The organism is Streptomyces sp. NPDC030798 (assembly GCF_055572275.1).
The window spans coordinates 1-19,202 of sequence record NZ_JBVIDR010000016.1 but is presented as its reverse complement, the minus strand read 5'-3'; the positions used below and the strand labels follow the sequence as shown (position 1 = coordinate 19,202).

Annotated in this window: 5 protein-coding genes; all 5 read left to right on the top strand. The window is 75.8% G+C overall.

Going from position 1 to position 19,202, the window contains the following annotated elements; genetic code table 11:
• Positions 1–19: 19 nt before the first annotated feature.
• On the top strand, positions 20–6,259 hold the full coding sequence (locus ACZ404_RS30590; RefSeq protein ID WP_468445461.1) for an SDR family NAD(P)-dependent oxidoreductase: 6,240 nt from the start codon (positions 20–22) through the stop codon (positions 6,257–6,259).
• Positions 6,260–6,276: 17 nt separating this feature from the next.
• Positions 6,277–15,186, top strand: a complete 8,910-nt coding sequence (locus ACZ404_RS30585) for an SDR family NAD(P)-dependent oxidoreductase (protein ID WP_468445459.1) — start codon at positions 6,277–6,279, stop codon at positions 15,184–15,186.
• A 10-nt stretch (positions 15,187–15,196) separates the two neighbouring features.
• Entirely contained in the window at positions 15,197–17,713 is a 2,517-nt protein-coding gene (locus ACZ404_RS30580; protein WP_468445457.1) for a beta-ketoacyl synthase N-terminal-like domain-containing protein, read from the top strand.
• The gene (locus ACZ404_RS30575; RefSeq protein WP_468445455.1) at positions 17,710–18,468 is read left to right on the top strand and encodes a thioesterase II family protein; all 759 of its coding nucleotides are present in this window, start codon (positions 17,710–17,712) and stop codon (positions 18,466–18,468) included. Before ACZ404_RS30580 ends, ACZ404_RS30575 begins: the two co-directional genes overlap by 4 nt.
• The coding region (locus ACZ404_RS30570; RefSeq protein ID WP_468445453.1) for a thiamine pyrophosphate-dependent enzyme at positions 18,465–19,202 on the top strand (738 nt) is incomplete at its 3' end. The genes ACZ404_RS30575 and ACZ404_RS30570, both read left to right, overlap by 4 nt.

Sequence of the window (19,202 nt, the reverse complement as noted above, 5' to 3'; positions counted from 1 at the left end):
CTCTTCCACCGAGGTAGACATGCACGCGGACGAAACGACCCACGACCCCTCCCAGCTCATCGCCGTCGTCGGGATGGCGGGCCGGTTCCCCGGCGCCCCGGACACCGAGAGTCTCTGGAAGCTGCTCACGGACCGCGGCACCGGCATCCGCCCGGTCCCGCCCGACCGCTGGGACGCGGGCGCCCAGCTCGATCCGGAGAAGAAGATCCAGGACGTCGGCGGGTTCATCGACGGCGTCGACACGTTCGACCCCGCGTTCTTCGGCATCTCCCCACGCGAGGTCGAGGACATCGACCCGCAGCAGCGGCTGGTCCTGGAGGCGGGCTTCCGGGCCCTGGAGGACGCCGGGGTGCGCGCCGAGGACGTGCGCGGCACCCGCACCGGCGTCTACGTGGGCGCGCTCTGGCACGACTACGAGCTGCTGCGCAAGGACAACGGCGGCGGCGCGACCCAGCGCAGCGCCGTCGGCCAGGCGATCGACGTGATCTCGGCCCGGCTGTCGTACTTCCTCGGCGCCGGCGGCCCGAGCCTGAGCGTCGCCACCGGCTGCTCCTCCTCGCTGGTGGCGCTGCACCTGGGGGCGCAGGCGCTGCTGCAGGGCGAGATCGACGCCGCCCTCGTCGGCGGCGTCAACCTGATGCTCACCCCGGACGTGTCGATCGGGCTCACCCACTTCGGCGGGCTCTCCCCCGACGGCCGCTGCGCCGCCTTCGGCGCGGGCGCCAACGGGTTCGTGCGCGGCGAGGGCGTCGCCGCCGTCTACCTCAAGACCCTGGAGCGGGCCCTCGCCGACGGCGACCGGGTGCACGCGGTGATCGTGCGCACCGCGGTGAACAACGACGGCGGTGGCGACAGCCTGGTCACCCCCAACTCCGCGGCGCAGGAGGACCTGCTGCGCCGCGCGTACGCCGACTCGGGCGTACCCCTGGACAAGCTCGCGTACGTCGAGGCACACGGCACCGGCACCCGCCGCGGCGATCCCGTGGAAGCCGGCGCCATCGGTCGCGCCCTCGGGCAGCGGCGGGATCCCGCCCACCCGGTCGCGATCGGCTCGGTGAAGTCCAACCTCGGGCACCTGGAGGCGGCTTCCGGCATGGCCGGCCTGTTCAAGGCCGTGCTCGCGCTGAAGCACCGTGTCGTGCCCCCCTCCCTGCACGCCGAGGAGCTCAGCCCGTCCATCCCCTTCGACGAGCTGAACCTGCACGTCGTGCGCGAGCCGCTGCCCCTCCCGGAGGAGGGTCCCCTCTACATGGGCGTCAACTCCTTCGGGTGGGGCGGCACCAACGCCCACGTCATCGTGATGACCGCCCCCGAGCAGCGGCCCGTACCGGCGCCGCCCGCCGAGGCCGAGTCCGGCCCGGTGCTGGTCCCGCTGTCCGGGCACACCGACGAGGCGCTGCGCCGGCGGGCCGCCGACATCCGCGAGCTGGCGCTGCGCGACGAGGTGCCGACGGCCGAGCTCGCGGGCACGCTGGGCCGGCGGCGCGACAGCTTCGCGCTGCGTGCCGGCGCCGTGGCCCGCACCAACGCCGAACTGGCCGAGCTGCTGGGCAGGTTCGAGGCGGACCCGGAGGCGGAGACACCGGGCCTGGTCACCGGACGGGCCCGGCGCCACGGCCGTACCGCGTTCGTCTTCCCCGGCCAGGGCTCCCAGTGGGCCGGCATGGGCCGCGAACTGTACGCCTCCTACCCGGCGTTCGCGGCCGTGATCCACCGCTGCGCCGAGGCGCTGGCCCCGCACACCGACTGGGACCTGACCGCCGTGGTCTCCGGCGCGGCGGGCGACGGCTGGCTGGGGCGGCTGGACATGATCCAGCCGACGCTGTGGGCGGTGTCCGTCGGCATCGCCGAGCTGTGGCGCGAGGCCGGGGTCGAGCCCGACGTGGTCGTCGGCCACAGCCAGGGCGAGGTCACCGCCGCCACGGTCGCGGGCATCCTGTCGTACGAGGACGCGGCGCTGATCATCGCGCGGCGCAGCGCCATCGCGAAGAAGATGTCCGGCAAGGGCCGCATGCTCGCCGTCGACCTGGACGTCACGGCTGCCCGGGAGGCGCTGGCCGGGTTCGAGGAGGTCGTCTCCCTCGCCGTCAACAACGGCCCCACCTCCTGCGTGCTGTCCGGCGACACCGACGCGGTCGAGGCGCTGAAGGAGATCCTGGAGGCGGAGGGCACCTTCTGCCGCATGGTCAACGTCGACTACGCCTCGCACAGTCCGCAGATGGACGAGCTGCGCGAGGAGCTGACCGAGGCACTCGCCGGCGTCCGGCCGCGCCAGGGGCACACGCCCCTGATGTCGACGGTCCGGGTCACCGGCCTGGCCGGCCCCGAGATGGACACCGCGTACTGGGTGGAGAACCTGCGCAGCCCGGTGCTGTTCGCCGACGCGCTCGGCGCGGTGCTCGACGACGGGGTCACCCATGTCGTGGAGATCAGCCCGCACCCCATCCTCGCCCCCGCCATCGAGCAGCTCGGGGCGCTGCGCGAGGAGCAGCCCGCGGTGCTGACCTCGCTGCGCCGGGACACCGGCAGCGCCGCCGACTTCACCGCGGCCCTCGCCCGCGGCTTCGTCGCCGGCCTCGAACCGTTCGGCACGCTGCCCGCCGACGCGCTCGCCCCGGTGCCCGGCTACCCCTGGCAGCGCGCGTCGTACTGGCTGCCCACCGGCAAGCGGCGCGGCGGACGCGGCAGCGAGCTGGTGCTCGCCCCGGCGGTCGCCGAGCAGGACGCCTGGCAGGGCGAGCTGGAGACCGGCGTCGAGGCGGCGCCCTGGCTCGCCGACCACAAGGTGGACGACGCCGTGGTCCTGCCGGGCGCCGCGATGCTCGGGTACGTCCTGGACGCCGCCCGCTGCCGGCACGGCGCCCTGCCCGGCCAGGTGCACGACGTGGCGTTCCGCAGCGACCTGACGCTCGCTGAGGAACCGGCGCGGCTCAGCGTGCTGTGGCGGGACGACGTCACCGAGGGCGGCAGCTTCACCCTGCTGTCGCTGCCGGAGGGCTCGACGCGGTGGACCGAGCACGCGGTCGCGCGGGTGCTGCAGGGCGCCGGGGACGGGCCGGGTGCTGCGTTCCCGGAGGAGCTGGCGGCCCTGCCGGCGCAGTCCGCCGAGGACTTCTACGCCGCCTGCGCCGCCCGGGGCCTGCACTACGGGCCCGCGTTCCAGGGCGTGCGGGCCCTGCACCGGGCGGAGGGCGCCGCGCTGGCCGAGGTCCGCCTCGCCGAGCGCTGCCGGGCCGGTGCCCGCCCCGGCACCCTGCACCCGGCGCTGTGGGACGGCGCGCTGCAGGCCTGCCTGGCCCTCGCCCCGGAGGGCGTCACGGTGGTGCCGACCGAGGTGCGCCGCATCGACTTCCACGACCCGCTGCCGGAACCGGTCACCGAGGTGTGGTCGTACGCGGTGCGCCGCGGCGACGAGCTGTTCGACCTGCACCTGTTCACGACCGGCCGGACGCCGCTGCTGACCATGTCCGGGCTGCGGATGCGGCCCCTGGCGGCCGGTGCCGCGGCGGGCGCCGACGAGGAACGCCAGTACGTGCTCGACTTCGTGGAGGCGGCACGGCCGGAGCCGTCCGGGCAGCCGGGCACCTGGCTGGTGTGCGGGCAGCCCCCGCTCACCGGCGCGCTCGCCCCGGCGCTCACCGCCGCCGGTGCGACGGCCGCCGTGGCCGGCGGCACCGACCCCGAGCGGTGGGCCGCCGAGGCCGGGAACACCGCCGGCCTGACCGGCATCGCCCTGGCCGTGCCCGACGCGGCGGCCGGGCTCGCCGCCCAGCGCCGGGTCCTGGCCGCGCTGCCCGCCCTGGTGCGCTCCCTCACCGCGCTGCCCGCCGTCCCCCGGCTCGTGCTGGTCACCGCCGGCGCGCAGGCCGCGGCCGGGGGCGAGTCGCCCGACCCGGGCGCCGCGCTGTTCTGGGGCTTCGGCCGCGTCCTGCGCCGCGAGCACCCCGAGCTGTCCCCGCTGCTCCTCGACGTCCTGCCGGGCGACGACGGCTGGGCCGCCGAGGCCGCCGCGGAACTCCTCGCGGACGACGGCGAGGACCAGGTGGCGCTGCGCGCCGGACGCCGGCTCACCGGACGTCTCACCGGCGCTGCCGGTGCCCAGGCCGGTGCCGAGGTGGCCAAGGCTCCGTGGCAGCCGTCCGCGCAGCCGTTCCGGCTGGTGCCGGCCCGGCCCGGGTTCTGGGACGGCCTGGAGTACCGGCCGCTCACCCGGCGGGCCCCGGGCGCCGGTGAGATCGAGGTGCGGGTGACCGCCGCCGGGCTCAACTTCATCGACGTCATGAAGGCCATGGGCACCTACCCCGACCCCACCGGCGGCGCGTCGCTGCTCGGCGGCGAGTGCGCGGGCCGGGTCGTCGCCGTCGGCCCCGGCACCGAGGGCGTCGCGGTCGGCGACCGGGTCGCCGCCTGTGTGATGGGCGCCCTCGCCTCGCACGTCACCGTGCGCGCCGACCACGCCCAGCCGGTGCCGGACCACCTGACGGACGCCGACGCGGCCGGGCTCCCGCTCGCGCTGTCCACCGCCTGGTACGGGCTGTACGACCTGGGCCGCCTGGCCGAGGGCGAGACGGTGCTGATCCACTCCGCCGCCGGCGGTCTGGGGCTCGCGGCCGTGCAGGTCGCCCGGGCGCTCGGGGCGCGGATCATCGCGACGGCCGGCAGCGAGGACAAGCGGCGCCACCTCCGAGAGCTGGGCATCGAGCACGTCTTCGACTCGCGGAGCCTGGCCTGGGCCGACGAGGTCCGTGCGGCCACGGGCGGCCGGGGCGTGGACGTCGTCCTCAACTCCCTCACCGGAGCCGCCCTGTCGCTCGGCATGGAGGTGCTCGCGGAGGACGGCCGGTTCGTGGAGGTCGGCAAGAAGGACATCTACGCCGCCCGCAACGTCAGCCTCTCCGCGTTCCGCAAGAGCATCAGCTTCGCCGCCGTGGACCTCGCGGGTCTGCTGGACCGGCGCCCGGAGAAGTTCGCCCGGCTCTTCGCCGACGCCTGGCGGCGGGTGACACCGGACGGGATCCGGCCGCTGCCCCGCATCGACCACGACTTCGCCGACGCGGCGGAGGCCCTGCGGGCGATGTCCCGCGGCACCCACATCGGCAAGTTCGTGCTCGGCGCCCCCGAGTCGGTGCGCACGGTGGCCCCGGAGCCGCTGACCGACGGCAGGTTCCGCGCCGACGGCAGCTATCTGATCACCGGCGGCCTCGGCGGGCTCGGGCTGTCCCTGGCCGGCTTCCTCGCCGACCACGGCGCCGGCGCGCTGGCCCTGCTGGGCCGCTCCGCGCCCTCCCCGGAGGCGGCACGGCGGATCGCGGCCTGGCGCGAGCGCGGGGTGCGCGTGCAGACGTACGCGGTGGACGTCTCCGACGAGACGGCGCTGCGCACCGCGCTCGGCCTGGTCCGCGAGGAACTGCCCCCGCTGCGCGGCGTGGTGCACGCGGCCGGCCTGCTGGACGACGCCACCGTGCGCAACGCGACACCCGAGCAGATCGAGCGCGTGCTGGCCCCGAAGGTCGACGGCGCCCGCCACCTGGACGCGGCCACCACCGGGGAGAGCCTCGACTTCTTCGTGATGTTCTCCTCGGTGGCCTCCCTGATCGGCAACGCCGGACAGGCCGGGTACGCGGCCGGCAACGCCTACCTGGACGCGCTCGCCCACGCCCGCCGGGCCGCCGGACGTCCCGGACTCGCCGTGCAGTGGGGCCCGTTCGCCGAGATCGGCCTCGCCGCGCAGGAGGACGTGCGCGGCGCCCGGCTCGGGGACCGCGGCATGGGCAGCTTCCCGGCCGCCGAGGCCTGGGCGGCGCTCGTCCGGTTCCTGGAGGAGGACCGGCAGGTCGTCGGCTACCTGCCGCTCAACCTGCGGCAGTGGTTCGACGCCTACCCGGACACCGCCGCCCAGCGGACCTGGGAACTGCTGCGCCGCGCCGAGCGGTCCGGCGCCCAGGGCTCCGGCGCCGACGGCGCCTTCCTCAGCCTGTACAGCACGGCGCAGGAGGACGACCGGCTCGGCCTCGTCGAGGCCCGGGTGCGCGAGAACGTCGGCCGCGTGCTGCGCCTGGACCCGAAGAACATCGACCACGACGTGCCGTTCAAGGCGCTGGGCCTGGACTCCCTGATGAGCCTGGAACTGCGCAACCGGCTGGAGGCCGCCTTCGGGCTCAAGCTCTCGCCGACCCTGCTGTGGACCTACGGCAACACGCGGGCCCTCTCCGGCGCGCTCAGCGACCGCATCCAGCAGACCGTGGCCTCCGCGGCCTGATCACGAGGACTTCACCCATGACTTCGAAGAACACCGAGGGCGGCGCGGTCACCCCGCTGACGCGTGCGCTGAACACCATCAAGACCCTGAAGGCCCAGCTCGACGAGCGGGACGGCACCCAGCCGCTCGCGGTGGTCGGCGTCGGCCTGCGGCTGCCGGGCGGCATCGACGACCTCGACGGCTTCTGGGACGCGCTCAGCGGCGGCGCCGACCTGGTGCGGGCCCGGCCCGCGGAGCGGATGGGGCCGTTCGCCGCCGAGTGGGCGACGACCCCGAACCGGGGCAGCTTCCTGGACGGCGTCCTGGACTTCGACGCCTCCTTCTTCGGCATCAGCCCCCGGGAGGCCCGCGCGGTCGACCCGCAGCACCGGCTGCTGCTCGAAGTGGCCTGGGAGGCGCTGGAGAACGCCGCCCTGCCCCCGGACCGGCTGGACGGCACCACCGTCGGCACCTACGTCGGGATCACCGGCCGGCAGGACTACCAGGACTGGCTGACCGGAGACCCGGACGCCTACTCGGCCACCGGCAACGGGCACAGCTTCGCGGCCGGCCGCATCGCCTACGCCATGGGGCTCACCGGTCCCGCGGTCGCCATCGACACCGCCTGCGCCTCCTCGCTGGTCGCCGTGCACCAGGCCTGCCAGGCGCTGCGCCGCGGCGAGGTGGACGTGGCGCTGGCCGGCGGCGTCAGCCTGGTGCTGTCGCCGCGCTCGACGCAGGTCATCGCGCAGACCCGGTCGCTGTCGCCGGACGGGCTGTGCAAGGCGTTCGACGCGCGGGCCAACGGGTTCGTGCGCGGCGAGGGCTGCGGCGTCGTCGTCCTCAAGCGGCTGGACCAGGCGCGGGCGGCGGGCGACCGGATCCTCGCCGTCGTGCACGGCACCGCCACCAACCAGGACGGCCGCTCCTCCGGGTTCACCGCGCCGAACGTGCTCTCGCAGATCTCGCTGATCGAGGCGGCGCTCGCCGACGCGGGCCTGGAGCCCTCCGACATCGGTCTGGTGGAGGCCCACGGCACGGGCACGGCCCTCGGCGACCCGATCGAGATGGAGGCCATCGTCGAGGCCCTCGGCCGGCGCAACGGCGGGGCTCCGCTGCACGTCGGCTCCCTGAAGACCAACCTCGGTCACCTGGAGGCCGCGGCCGGCGTCATGGGGATGATCAAGGCCATCCTGGCGCTGCGCGAGAGGGCGGTGCCGCCGCTGGTCCACTTCCGCACCCTCAATCCGCGCATCGACCTGGACGGCACCGGCGTCACCCTGTCCGGCACGCTCCAGCCGTGGCCTGACGCGGAGGGCGGACGCTACGCAGGCATCAGCTCGTTCGGCATGGCGGGCACCAACGCGCATGTGATCGTGGGCCCGGCGGACCCCGTGGACGACGCGGGGGCGTCCGTGGCACCGGAGGGCTTCGAGCTGTCCGCGAAGAGCCCCGAGGCGCTGGCCGCGCTGGCCGGGCGCTACGCCGACCGCCTGGAGGGCGCGGCCGACGAGGACTACCCGGCGTTCGCGTACACCGCGACCGAGGGCCGCTCCCGGCACGCCGTACGGGCCGTGGTCCGGGCCGCCGACCGCACCTCGGCGGTGGCCGCCCTGCGCTCCCTGGCCGAGGGCGCCCCGACGCCCGCCGTCACCCTCACGGAGGGCGCCGAGGGCGCGCCCGCCGACGGCACCGGCCTGCCGCGCCGGGTGCTGCCGCTGCCCCCGTACCCGTGGCAGAAGCAGCGGTACGCCCCCGAGGGCACCGGCACCGAGGCCCCGGCGCAGGAGCCTCCGCTGTACGAACTCGCCTGGCACCGCGTCGAGTCCACCGACCCGTCCGGCACCGGGATCGTGCTGGCCGGCGACGACGCCGAGCTGCTCGGCCTGCTGCTGGCCGAGGCGGAGTCCGCCGGCCTGCACGGCACCGTCCTCGCCCCGCCGTCGGCCGGACCGCTGCCGGGCACCTGGGAGCGGGCGGCCCTGCCGGAGGACGACGCCGCGTGGGCGGCGTTCTGGGCGGGCCACGACACGGGCCGGCCGACGACGCTGCTCCTGGCACCGGCGGCACATCAACTGCCCGCCGCCCTCCAGGACTCCCCCGACCCCGCCGGCACCGCCGCCGCCCTCTGCGCGGCCGTCACCGTCGCCGTACGGGCTCTGCACCGCTCCCCCGTGAGCGGCCGGGCGCATGTCCTCACCCGGGGGGCGCGGCAGGTCACGGGCGCCGATGAGATACCGGCCACCGACCACGGCACGCTGCACGGGCTCGGGGCGGTGCTCGGGCTGGAACTGGGCGACGCCTGGGGCGGCGTGACCGACCTGCCCGCCGTTCCCGGTCCCGCGGACGCCCGAGCGGTGCTGCGGCTGCCCGCCGGTGCCGAGGACGTCCTCGCGGTGCGGGGCGGCGAGGTGCTGGCCGGACGGCTCGCCGAGGCCCCGGCCGGGTTCCGTCCCGAGACCCCGGTCGGCGCCGACGGCACGTACCTGATCACCGGCGGCCTCGGCGGCATCGGCCGCGAGGTGGCCGCCGACCTGGTGCGCCGGGGCGCCCGGCACCTGCTGCTGATCGGCCGGACGGCGGAGGCGGACCTCGGCGAGCAGGCCGTGTCGGCCCTTCGGGCGCTGCGCGCCGACGGCGCCGAGGTGCACTACCGCGCCGCCGACGTGGGCTCGGCCGGCGAACTCGCCGCCGCGCTGGAGGCGTTGGCGGACCTGCCGCCCGTGCGCGGTGTGGTGCACAGCGCGGGCACGCTCCCGCACGCGCCGCTGGCCGGCGCCGGGGCGGCCGACTTCACGCCGGTGCTGCGCGGCAAGTTCGCCGCCGCCTGGTGGCTGCACCTGGCCGCCCGGGACTGGCCGCTGGACTTCTTCGTGCAGACCTCGTCGGTCTCCGCCCTGTGGGGCAACGAGGGCCGCGGCGCCTACGCGGCCGCCAACGCGGGCCTGGACACCCTGGCCGCGCACCGGGCCGCCCGGGGCCTGCCGGCGACGAGCATCGCCTTCGGCACCTGGAGCCTGGACGGCATGGCCGACGCGGACAAGCGCGCCCGGCTGGCCCGGATGGGCATCGTGGACCTCACTCCGGCCCAGGGCCGCGCTGCCCTGTCCGCCACGGCGCCCGGACCGTCGGGCCACTTCCTGGCCTGCGCGATGGACTGGCCGCGCTTCGTCGAGGTGATGGCCGCGGTGCGCCGCCGCCCGCTGTTCGACGTGCTCGTGCCCGCCGCCCCCGCGGCGGACGCCACCGAGCGGACGTCCGGCGCCGAGGGCACCGGACGGCTGCGCGCCGCGCTGCTGGAGGTGCCGGAGGGCCGCCGCCCGCAGGCGGCACGCGAGGGCGTGAGCGAGCTGGTCGCGGCGATCCTGGGCCACGCCGACCCGCGGGCGGTCCCGCAGGGCACCGGCTTCTTCGACCTCGGCATGGACTCCATCATGGCCGTCGACCTGGCCCGCGACCTGGGCACCGCCTACGCCCTGCGCCTGGACGTGGCCGACGTCTTCGACAACCCGACGGTGACCGCGCTCGCCGCCGCCGTCGTCGAGCGGGTCGCCCAGGGCCCGGCGCAGGCGCCCGCCCCGACCCGTCCCGCCGTCGCCGCGCCCGCGGCCGCGGTGGCCGCAGCGCCGGAACCCGCCGAGCGGGAGCCGATCGCGATCGTCGGCATGGCGGGCCGCTTCCCCGGCGCCGACTCCCCCGAGGAGCTGTGGGAGCTGCTGCGCACCGGCACCGACGCGGTGGGCCCGGTGCCCGCCGACCGCTGGGACGGCGCGGGCCTGCACGACAGCGACCCGCTGAAGACCGGGAAGATCAGCACCGACCAGGGCGGCTTCCTCAGCTCCATCGACCGTTTCGACGCCTCCTTCTTCGGCATCCCGGCCCGCGAGGCCGAGAGCCTGGACCCGCAGCAGCGGCTGCTGCTGGCCACCGCCTGGCACGCGCTGGAGGACGCGGGCACCGCGCCGACCTCCCTCACCGGGACCCGGACCGGCGTGTTCGTCGGCATCAGCAACAGCGACTACGCCCGCCACATGGAGGTGGGCGGCCTCCCCCAGCTCGACGCCTACTTCGCCAGCGGCACCGCCCTGAACGCCGCCGCCGGGCGCATCGCCTACACGCTCGGCCTGAACGGCCCGGCGATCGCCGTGGACACCGCCTGCTCCTCCTCGCTGACGGCGCTGCACCTGGCCGTACGGTCGCTGCGCCAGGGCGAGAGTGACCGGGTGCTGGCCGGCGGGGTCAACGTGATCAGCGCGCCGGCCACCTCGGTCGCCATCAGCCGCGCCCACATGCTCTCCCCCGACGGCCGCTGCAAGACGTTCTCGGCGGAGGCCAACGGGTTCGTCCGGGCCGAGGGCGTCGGCGTGCTGGTGCTCAAGCGGCTGTCGGACGCGCTGCGCGACGGCGACCGGGTGCACGCGGTGATCCGGGGCACGGCCGTGAACCAGGACGGCGCCTCCTCGGGCCTGACCGTGCCGAGCGGCACCGCCCAGCAGGCCGTCATCGGCGAGGCGCTGGCCGACGCCGGCGTGGCTCCCGCCGACATCTCCTACCTGGAGGCGCACGGCACCGGCACCTCCCTCGGCGACCCGATCGAGCTCAAGGCCGCCTGGGCGGTGCTCGGGCGGGACCGCAAGCCCGGCGACCCGCTGCACGTCGGATCGGTGAAGAGCAACATCGGGCACGCCGAGTCCGCGGCCGGCATGGCCTCGCTGTTCAAGACGGTGCTGGCGCTGCGGCACGGGAAGATCCCCGCTTCGCTGCACTGCGACGAGCTCAACCCGCATGTGCCGTGGGACGAGATGAACCTGCGGGTGGCCGACTCGCTGATCCCCTGGCGGGTCCGCTCCGGCACCCGGCTGGCCGGCGTCTCCGGCTTCGGGTTCAGCGGCACCAACGCGCATGTCGTCCTCGGCGAGCCGCCGGCCCCGGCGCCGGTGGCCGAGACCGACCCGCAGGGCCCGTTCCTGCTGCCGGTGTCGGCGCCGGACGCGGCGGCCTTCGAGCGGGTCGCCGGCGCCTGGCGGGACCGGCTGGCCGGCTCCCCCGACCCGGTGGAGACGGCCGGGCTGGCCCGCACGGCGGGCGCGGGCCGCGCCCACTTCCCGGTGCGCCGCGCGCTGCTCGGCAGCACGCCCGAGCAGCTGCTGGCCGCGCTCGACCAGGACGGCGGCGCGGTCACCGGCCCCGACCAGCCGCGGGTGGCGTTCCTGTTCACCGGCTCGGGCAGCCAGTACTTCGGCATGGGGCGGGAGCTGTACGAGACGGAGCCGGTGTTCCGCGCGTCCGTCGACGACAGCGACGCCGTGCTGCGCCCGCTGCTCGAGGTGAGCCTGCGCGACCTGGTGTTCTACGGCACCGACGAGCAGTTGCTGGACCGCATCGAGTACGCCCAGCCGGCGATCGTCGCCCTGGAGCTGGCGCTCGCCGACCTGTGGCGCTCGTGGGGCGTGACGCCGGCCGCGGTCACCGGGCACAGCGTCGGCGAGATCGCCGCCGCGGTCGTCGCCGGGGTCCTGGACCGCGCCTCGGGCCTGCGGCTCGTCGCGCACCGGGCCCGGCTGATCGCCGCCACCGGCGAGGGCGCCATGCTGTCGCTGTCCACCACCCCCGACCGCGTCGAGGAGTGGCTGTCCGGCCGTGAGGTCGACATCGCGGCCGTCAACGGACCCAGGTCCACGGTGATCTCGGGTTCGCCGGCCGACGTCGAGGCGGTCGCCGCGCTGGCCAAGGAGCACGGGGTGCGCGGCACGCGCCTCGCGGTCGCCTCGGCCATGCACTCCCGGTTCGTCGAGCCCGTCGTGGCCGAACTCGAGGCGTTCACCGGCGCGTTGGAGTTCCGCGCGCCGCGGATCCCGGTCATCTCCAACCTGACCGGAGACGTGGCCGGACCCGGCACGTACGACGCCTCGTACTGGTCGCGGCACCTGCGGGAGCGGGTCCGCTTCCAGGAGGGCGCGGCCGCGCTGCTCGGCCTGGGCGTGGACGTCTGCCTGGAGATCGGCCCCGACCGCACCCTGGCCAACCTGGTGCAGCTCGCCGGGCTCGCCCCGGAGGGCGGCGCGCTGCCGTCCCTGCGCCGTCGCGGCGGCGACCGGACGAGCCTGCTCACCGCGGCCGCCGCGCTGTACGAGCGGGGCCAGGAGCTGGACTGGGGTGCCGTGCAGGCGGCCCTCGGCGAGGTCCGGGCGTCGGCGCCGGCGTACCCCTTCGCCCCCACCCGGTACTGGACCAAGGTCACCCCGCACAGCGAGCCGGCCGCCCCGGCCGCGGTGCGCGAAGGGGCCCACTGGGGACGTGAGTTCACCTCCCCGGCGGTCAGCGGCCGGGTGTTCGCGACGAAGCGCAGCGCCACGTTCCCGCCGTACCTGACCGACCACCGCATCGAGGACACCGTCCTGACCCCCGCCTCCTCCCACCTGGCCGCGATCCTGTCGGCGCTGGCGGGCGGCGGCCGGCCGCTCGCGGTGGACGACCTGATCTGCCCGCGCCCGCTGGTCATCAAGGACGGCGAGGAGTACGACGTGCAGATCCTCGTCGACGGCGACAGCGCCACGGCGAACGGCCGTACGGTCAGCCTGCACAGCCTGCTCGACCCGGAGCAGGGCGTGTGGGAGAAGCACCTGGCGGCGAAGCTGACGGACAGCGCCGGCGAGGTGCCGGTGCCGGTGCCCGACACCCGGGCGTTCCTGGCGGACGCGGACCGCTACATCAGCGGTGAGGCGTTCTACGCCTTCTTCTACGCGCTGGGCTACAACCTCGGCCCGTCCTTCCGCTGGATCTCCGACGTGTGGATCCGGGGCGAGGAGGCCCTGGTCCGCTACACCGCGCCCGAACTCCCGGACCGGCTCGGCGACTACGAGCTGTACCCGGGTCTGATCGACTCGGTGTTCCAGAGCACCGCCGCGTTCATGGTGGACGACGAGATCAGCAGCGCGGCCACGCTCGCCATCCCGTTCTCCGCCGCCCGGATCGCCTTCCCGGCCCGGCCGGACCACCCGGCCGAACTGTGGGGCCACGTCAGGGCGCTGCAGTCGGAGGAGCTGCCGAACGACCGCCGGCGCATCGAGACCGCGCGGCTGCACCTGTTCACCGCCGAGGGACAGAGCCTGCTGGTCGCGGAGGACTTCCGGGTGCGCAACGCCCGCCGTGCCACCCTGCGGCAGAGCCTGCGCGAGGGCCAGGCGCACGCCTACGAGCTGACCTGGATGGCCGAACCGCGGTTCGACGCGCGCGGCCGCTCCGGGCGCCGGGTCGCCGTGCTCGGCGCGGACGGGCCGGTCGGGGCGTCGCTCACCGAGGCGCTCACCGCGCAGGGGCACGTGGTCCTGGACGCGGCCGGGCCGGACGCCGAGCTGGTGCTGGACCTGCGGGTCCCGGCCGGCACCGGGGCCGGGGACGCGCTGGCGGCGGCGCGCGGACTGACCGAGGCGCTGCGCTCGGCGCCGCGCAGGACGCCGTACGCCGTCGTCGCCGAGGGTGGCGCCGAGGCGGCGCCCGTACGGGAGGCGCTGTGGGGGCTGCTCGCCGCGCTGGAGGCCGAGGACGCCGAGCGGCGGCTGCTGCGGGTCACGCTGGAGGCCGGCTGGCGCCCGGAGTCGGTCGTCGGCACGCTCGCGCTGCTGCTCGACGAGGAGCTGCCCGAGACCCGGATCACGGTGGACGCCGACGGCACCCGGGTGGCCCGGCTCACCTCGGTGCTGCCCGCGCCCGAACAGCCGCGCCCGCAGGGCGGGGTGCTGCTCACCGGCGGACTCGGCGCGCTCGGTCTGAGCGCCGCCCGGATGCTCGCCCGGCAGGGCGCGCCCTCGCTCACCCTGATGGGCCGCTCGGCACCGGACGCGACGGCCACGGCCGTCATCGAGGAGCTGCGGGCGCTGGGCACCAACGTGCACGTGGTCTCCGGTGACGTCGCCGACCCGGAGGCCTGCGCGGCCGCGGTGGCGGCGGCCGGCCGGGACGTGCCGCTGCGCACGGTGCTCCACCTGGCCGGCACGACCGCCGACCACGCCTTCGACCAGCTCACGGAGGCCGACTTCACGGCCGTCTTCCATGCCAAGGCCCGCGGCGCCCAGAACCTCGCGGAGGCCACCCGGGACCTGGAGCTGGACGCGTTCGTCCTGTTCTCCTCGGCCGCCGGTCTGCTCGGCAACGCCGGACAGGCCAACTACGGCGCCGCGAACGGCTACCTGAACGGTCTGGCGCTCCACCTGCGCGAGCGCGGGGTGCCGGCGACGGCCGTCGAGTGGGGCCCGTGGGTGGCCGGCGCAAAGGGCGGCATGGCCGACTCGGCCGCGGTGCGCCGCCAGATCGGGCAGCTCGGCATCGAGCCGCTGACCGACGACACGGCCGAACCGCTGCTGGCCCTCGCCACCACCACGGCCGGGCCCCGGCTGCTGGCCGTGCACCTGGACCCGGCCCGCTACCTGGACGCGCTGCGCGGCCACCCGCGCTCCCAGCTGGTGCGGGAACTGGCCCGCTCCGGACGCCCGGAGAACGCCGCCGAGCAGCGCACCGGCAGCGGCGGCCAGGAGGAGCCGGGCGCACGGGCCCGGGGCTGGCTGCGCGACCTGCTGCTCGGCCTGGAGCCGGCGGACCGGGACAACCTGCTGCGCGAGACGCTGCGCGTCGTCATCGGCGAACTCCTCGGCGACCCGGACGCGGTGGCCGACCCCAACCGGGGGTTCGAGGAGGCGGAAATGGACTCGATCATGGTGCTGGAACTGGGCGACCAGCTCTCCCACGCCCTGGACACCGAGCTTCCCGCCACCGTCGCCATCGACCACCCGACCGTCGCCGAACTGTCCGCGTACATCAGGCAGCTGCCGGCCTTCGCCGCGCCGCCCGCCGACACGCCGGACACCTCCGTCGACGCCCTGTCCCTGGAGGACCTGAGCGACGAGGAGCTGCTGCAGGCAGTGCGCGACGACCTGACCGCGGATCTGTGAGGGGGATGAGATGAGCAGCACCAACAGCACCGACACCAGCACCGAGACCACCGACCTGCGCCGGGCGGTCCAGCAGCAACTGGTCCTGTCCCGGAAACTGAAGGCCCGCATCCGGGAACTGGAGGCCGAGCGGGACGTCCCGCTGGCGGTCGTCGGCATGGCCCTGCGCCTGCCGGGCGGCCTGACCACCCCGGAGGCGTACTGGGAGTTCCTGCTCGGCGACGGGGACGCGATCCGGGAGATCCCCGAGGACCGCACCGGCCTGCGCGCCGTCCACTCCCCCGGACCGGCCGCCCCGGGCCGCTCGTACGTGGGACACGGCGGCTTCCTCGACGACGTGTCCGGCTTCGACCCGGCGTTCTTCGGGCTGTCGCAGCGGGAGGCGGACGTCCTCGACCCGCAGCAGCGGCTGCTGCTGGAGACCTCCTGGGAGGCGATGGAGCGGGCCGGGATCGCGGTGCGCCGCCAGGACCGGCTGAACGCGGGCGTGTTCGTCGGCATCATGACGTCGGAGTACGGCGACCGGCTCGCCCACCGCGCGGACCGCACCGGCATCGACCCGTACTACGGCACGGGCGGCGGCCACTGCATGGCGGCCGGCCGGGTCAGCTATGTGATGGGCCTGTCCGGGCCGTCCCTCAGCGTCGACACCGCCTGCTCCTCCTCGCTGGTGGCGCTGCACCAGGGCGCGCAGAGCCTGCGCCGCGGCGAGTGCCGGTACGCCCTGGTGGGCGGCGCCAACGTGTTCTTCTCGCCCGACCTGATGGTGTCGCTGTGCCAGAGCCGGGCCCTCGCTCCCGACGGCCGCTCCAAGGCGTTCCTGGACAGCGCCGACGGCTACGGGCGCGGCGAGGGCGTGGGCGCGGTGGTGCTGATGCGCCTGGACGAGGCCGAGCGCGAGGGCCGCACCGTGCTCGCCGTTCTGCGCGGCAGCGCCGTCAACCACGACGGTGCCTCCTCCGGTCTGACCGTGCCGAACGGGCCGGCCCAGCAGGAGGTCGTCCGTGCGGCCCTGGCCGACGCCAAGGTGCGGCCCGAGCAGGTCGGTTACGTCGAGGCGCACGGCACCGGCACGGCGCTCGGCGACCCCATCGAGGTGGGCGCGCTGGACGCCGTGCTCGGCACCGGCGCGCCCGGCCGCCCGGAGCCGCTGACGGTCGGCACGGTCAAGTCGCGCATCGGGCATCTGGAGAGCGCGGCCGGCATCGCCGGGCTGATCAAGGTGGTGCTGATGCTCCGGCACGGCCGGATCCCGGCGAGCGCGCCGGAGGAGGCGGGCCCGCTGAACCACCTGATCCCCTGGGAGCGGCTGGGCCTGACCGTGCCGCGCCGCCCGCTGAACTGGCCGGCCGTCTACGAGCGGCGCATCGCGGGCATCAGCGCCTTCGGCATGAGCGGCACCAACGCACACGCGGTCCTGGAGGCGTACGAGCCGCAGGCGCGGGCGGAGGGGCCGGTCGCGGTCGGCCGGGACGAGCTGCTCACCGTCTCGGCCCGCAACCCCGACAGCCTGCGCGCCCTCGCCGAGGAGACCGTCGCCCACCTGGCCGGCACCGGCCCGCAGGAGCTGACGGCGGTGTGCGCCACGCTGCGCGACGGCCGGACGGCGTTCGAGCACCGGCTCGCGGTGGTCGGCGCGACGGCCGCCGAGCTGGCCCAACGGCTGGCCGCCGCCGCGGACGCGTACACCGCCGCGGAGCGAACCGCCCCGCCGGCCGGGATCCGGCTGACCGCCGGCGGCGAGAGCGCCCTGCTGGAGAAGGGGCTGGCCGAACTGCACACGGCCTTCCCCGAGCTGGCCGACGACGACACCGCCGGCGAACCCGCGCTGCGGCTGCGGCGCCTGCTGGGCCGGCTCGGCGTGGGCCTCGACCAGGCCACCGGACCGCGCCCGGCGGGCGCCGTCCAGGCCGCGCTGTCGTGGGGCGGGCGGACGCTGCCGCTGCTCACGGACGATCCGCAGGCGGCCCCGCGGCTGCTCGCCGAGGCGCTCGCCGCTCTGTTCACCGAGGGCGCGGACCTGCGCCTCGACGCCCTGCGCGCACCCGGCACCGGCCGCCCCGCCAACCTGCCCACCTACCCGTTCCTGCGCCACCGCTGCTGGATCGAGGAGCCGCCGGCCGGGGACGGGCCGGCGCAGCCGGCGGCCCCGGCGATCGCCCCGGGCACGGCCGTGGTGCAGCCGGGCGCCCAGCCGGGCGGCAGCCTCGCCCAGTACGCCACCTGCGCCCCGGCCGCCGTCACCGCCTTCCTGCAGGCGGAACTGGCCCGCATCATGCGCGCCGAACGCGCCCTCGACCCCAGCGACACCTTCCTCGCCGTCGGCGGCGACTCGTTCACCGCCATGCAGCTCACGATGAGCATCGAGGAGGAGTACCGGATCGAGGTGCCCATCGACGAGTTCGAGATCGAGCTGACCCTGGCGGAGCTCTTCGAGCGGCTGAGCACGTACGTCGTACGCCACCACCCGTCCCTGACGGGACCGACCGCATCGACCGCACCGACCGAACAGGAGTCCGCCGCATGACCCCCTTCGTCCGCCCGCGTCCGGTGGACGGGCCCGCGCTCCGGCTGATCTGCTTCCACCACGCCGGCGGCTCGTCCACGTCGTACTACCCCATGAGCCGGCTGATCCCCGACGACTGGGAGCTGCTGCTGCTCGACCTGCCCGGCCGGGGCAAGCGGTACCACGAGCTGCCCCTGGAGCACATCGACGACGTGGTCGACCTGGTGGCGCGCGACGTCGAGCCGTGGCTGGACGTTCCGGTGGCCCTGTTCGGGCACAGCTACGGCGCGATCGTCGCCACCGAGGTGGCCCGCCGGCTCGGCGACACCGGGCGGCCGCCGCTGTGGACCGGTGTGTCCGGGCGGGTCTCCCCCGGTTACCGCACGCAGCGCCGGCTGTCCGAGCTGGACGACCGGGGCCTGCTGGAGCAGATCCGCGCGATGGGCGGGCTGCCCGAACAGCTCGACGAGGTACCGGAGTTCGTCTCCCGCTTCGTCCACCTCACCCGCGCCGACCTGCGCTCGGTGGAGTCCTACCGGCCGCCGGCCGACCGGGCCCCGCTGTCCTGCCCGCTGACCGTCTTCTGCGGCACCGACGACCTGTGGGCGCCGCCCGCGGCGATGTCCGGCTGGGCCGCCGAGTCCCGGCACGGCGCTCGCCGCCGCGTCTTCGACGGCGGCCACTTCTACTTCCTGGGCGACGCCTTCCCCGGCTTCGCCCGGGAACTGGTCGCCGAGGTCGACGCCGTACGGGCCGCCGTCATGGTCGAGGGATGAGGGAGCGACGAGACGCGATGGGCGAGTACGGCTTCGTACAACTGCTGAGTCCGCAGGGCGAACGCGTCCCGCACGACACGTTCGCCGCCGACCCCTCCCCCGGCGAACTGCGCGGCCTGTACCGGGACATGGTGCTGGTGCGCGCCTTCGACCTGGAGATCACCGCGCTGCAGCGCCAGGGGGAACTCGGCCTGTGGACCCCGCTGCTCGGCCAGGAGGCCGCCCAGATCGGCTCCGGCCGGGCGCTGCGGGACACCGACTACGTCTTTCCCAGCTACCGGGAGCACGGCGTCGCCTGGTGCCGCGACCTGGACCTGCTGGACCTGGCCCGGCTGTTCCGCGGGGTGACCCACGGCGGCTGGGACCCGGCCGCGCACAACTTTCACCTCTACACCCTGGTCGTCGGCGCGCATCCGCTGCACGCGGCCGGCTACGCGATGGGCGTGGCCCGGGACGGGGCCGACACCGCGGTGATCGCCTACTTCGGCGACGGCGCCTCCAGCCAGGGCGACGTGGCGGAGGCGTTCACGTTCGCCGCGGTGCAGGGCGCGCCGGTGGTGTTCTTCTGCCAGAACAACCAGTGGGCGATCTCCGAGCCGACCGAGCGGCAGATGCGCGTGCCGCTGTACCGGCGCGCCGAGGGCTTCGGCTTCCCGGGCGTCCGGGTCGACGGCAACGACGTGCTGGCCTGCCTCGCGGTCACCAAGTGGGCGCTGGAGCGGGCACGGGCCGGC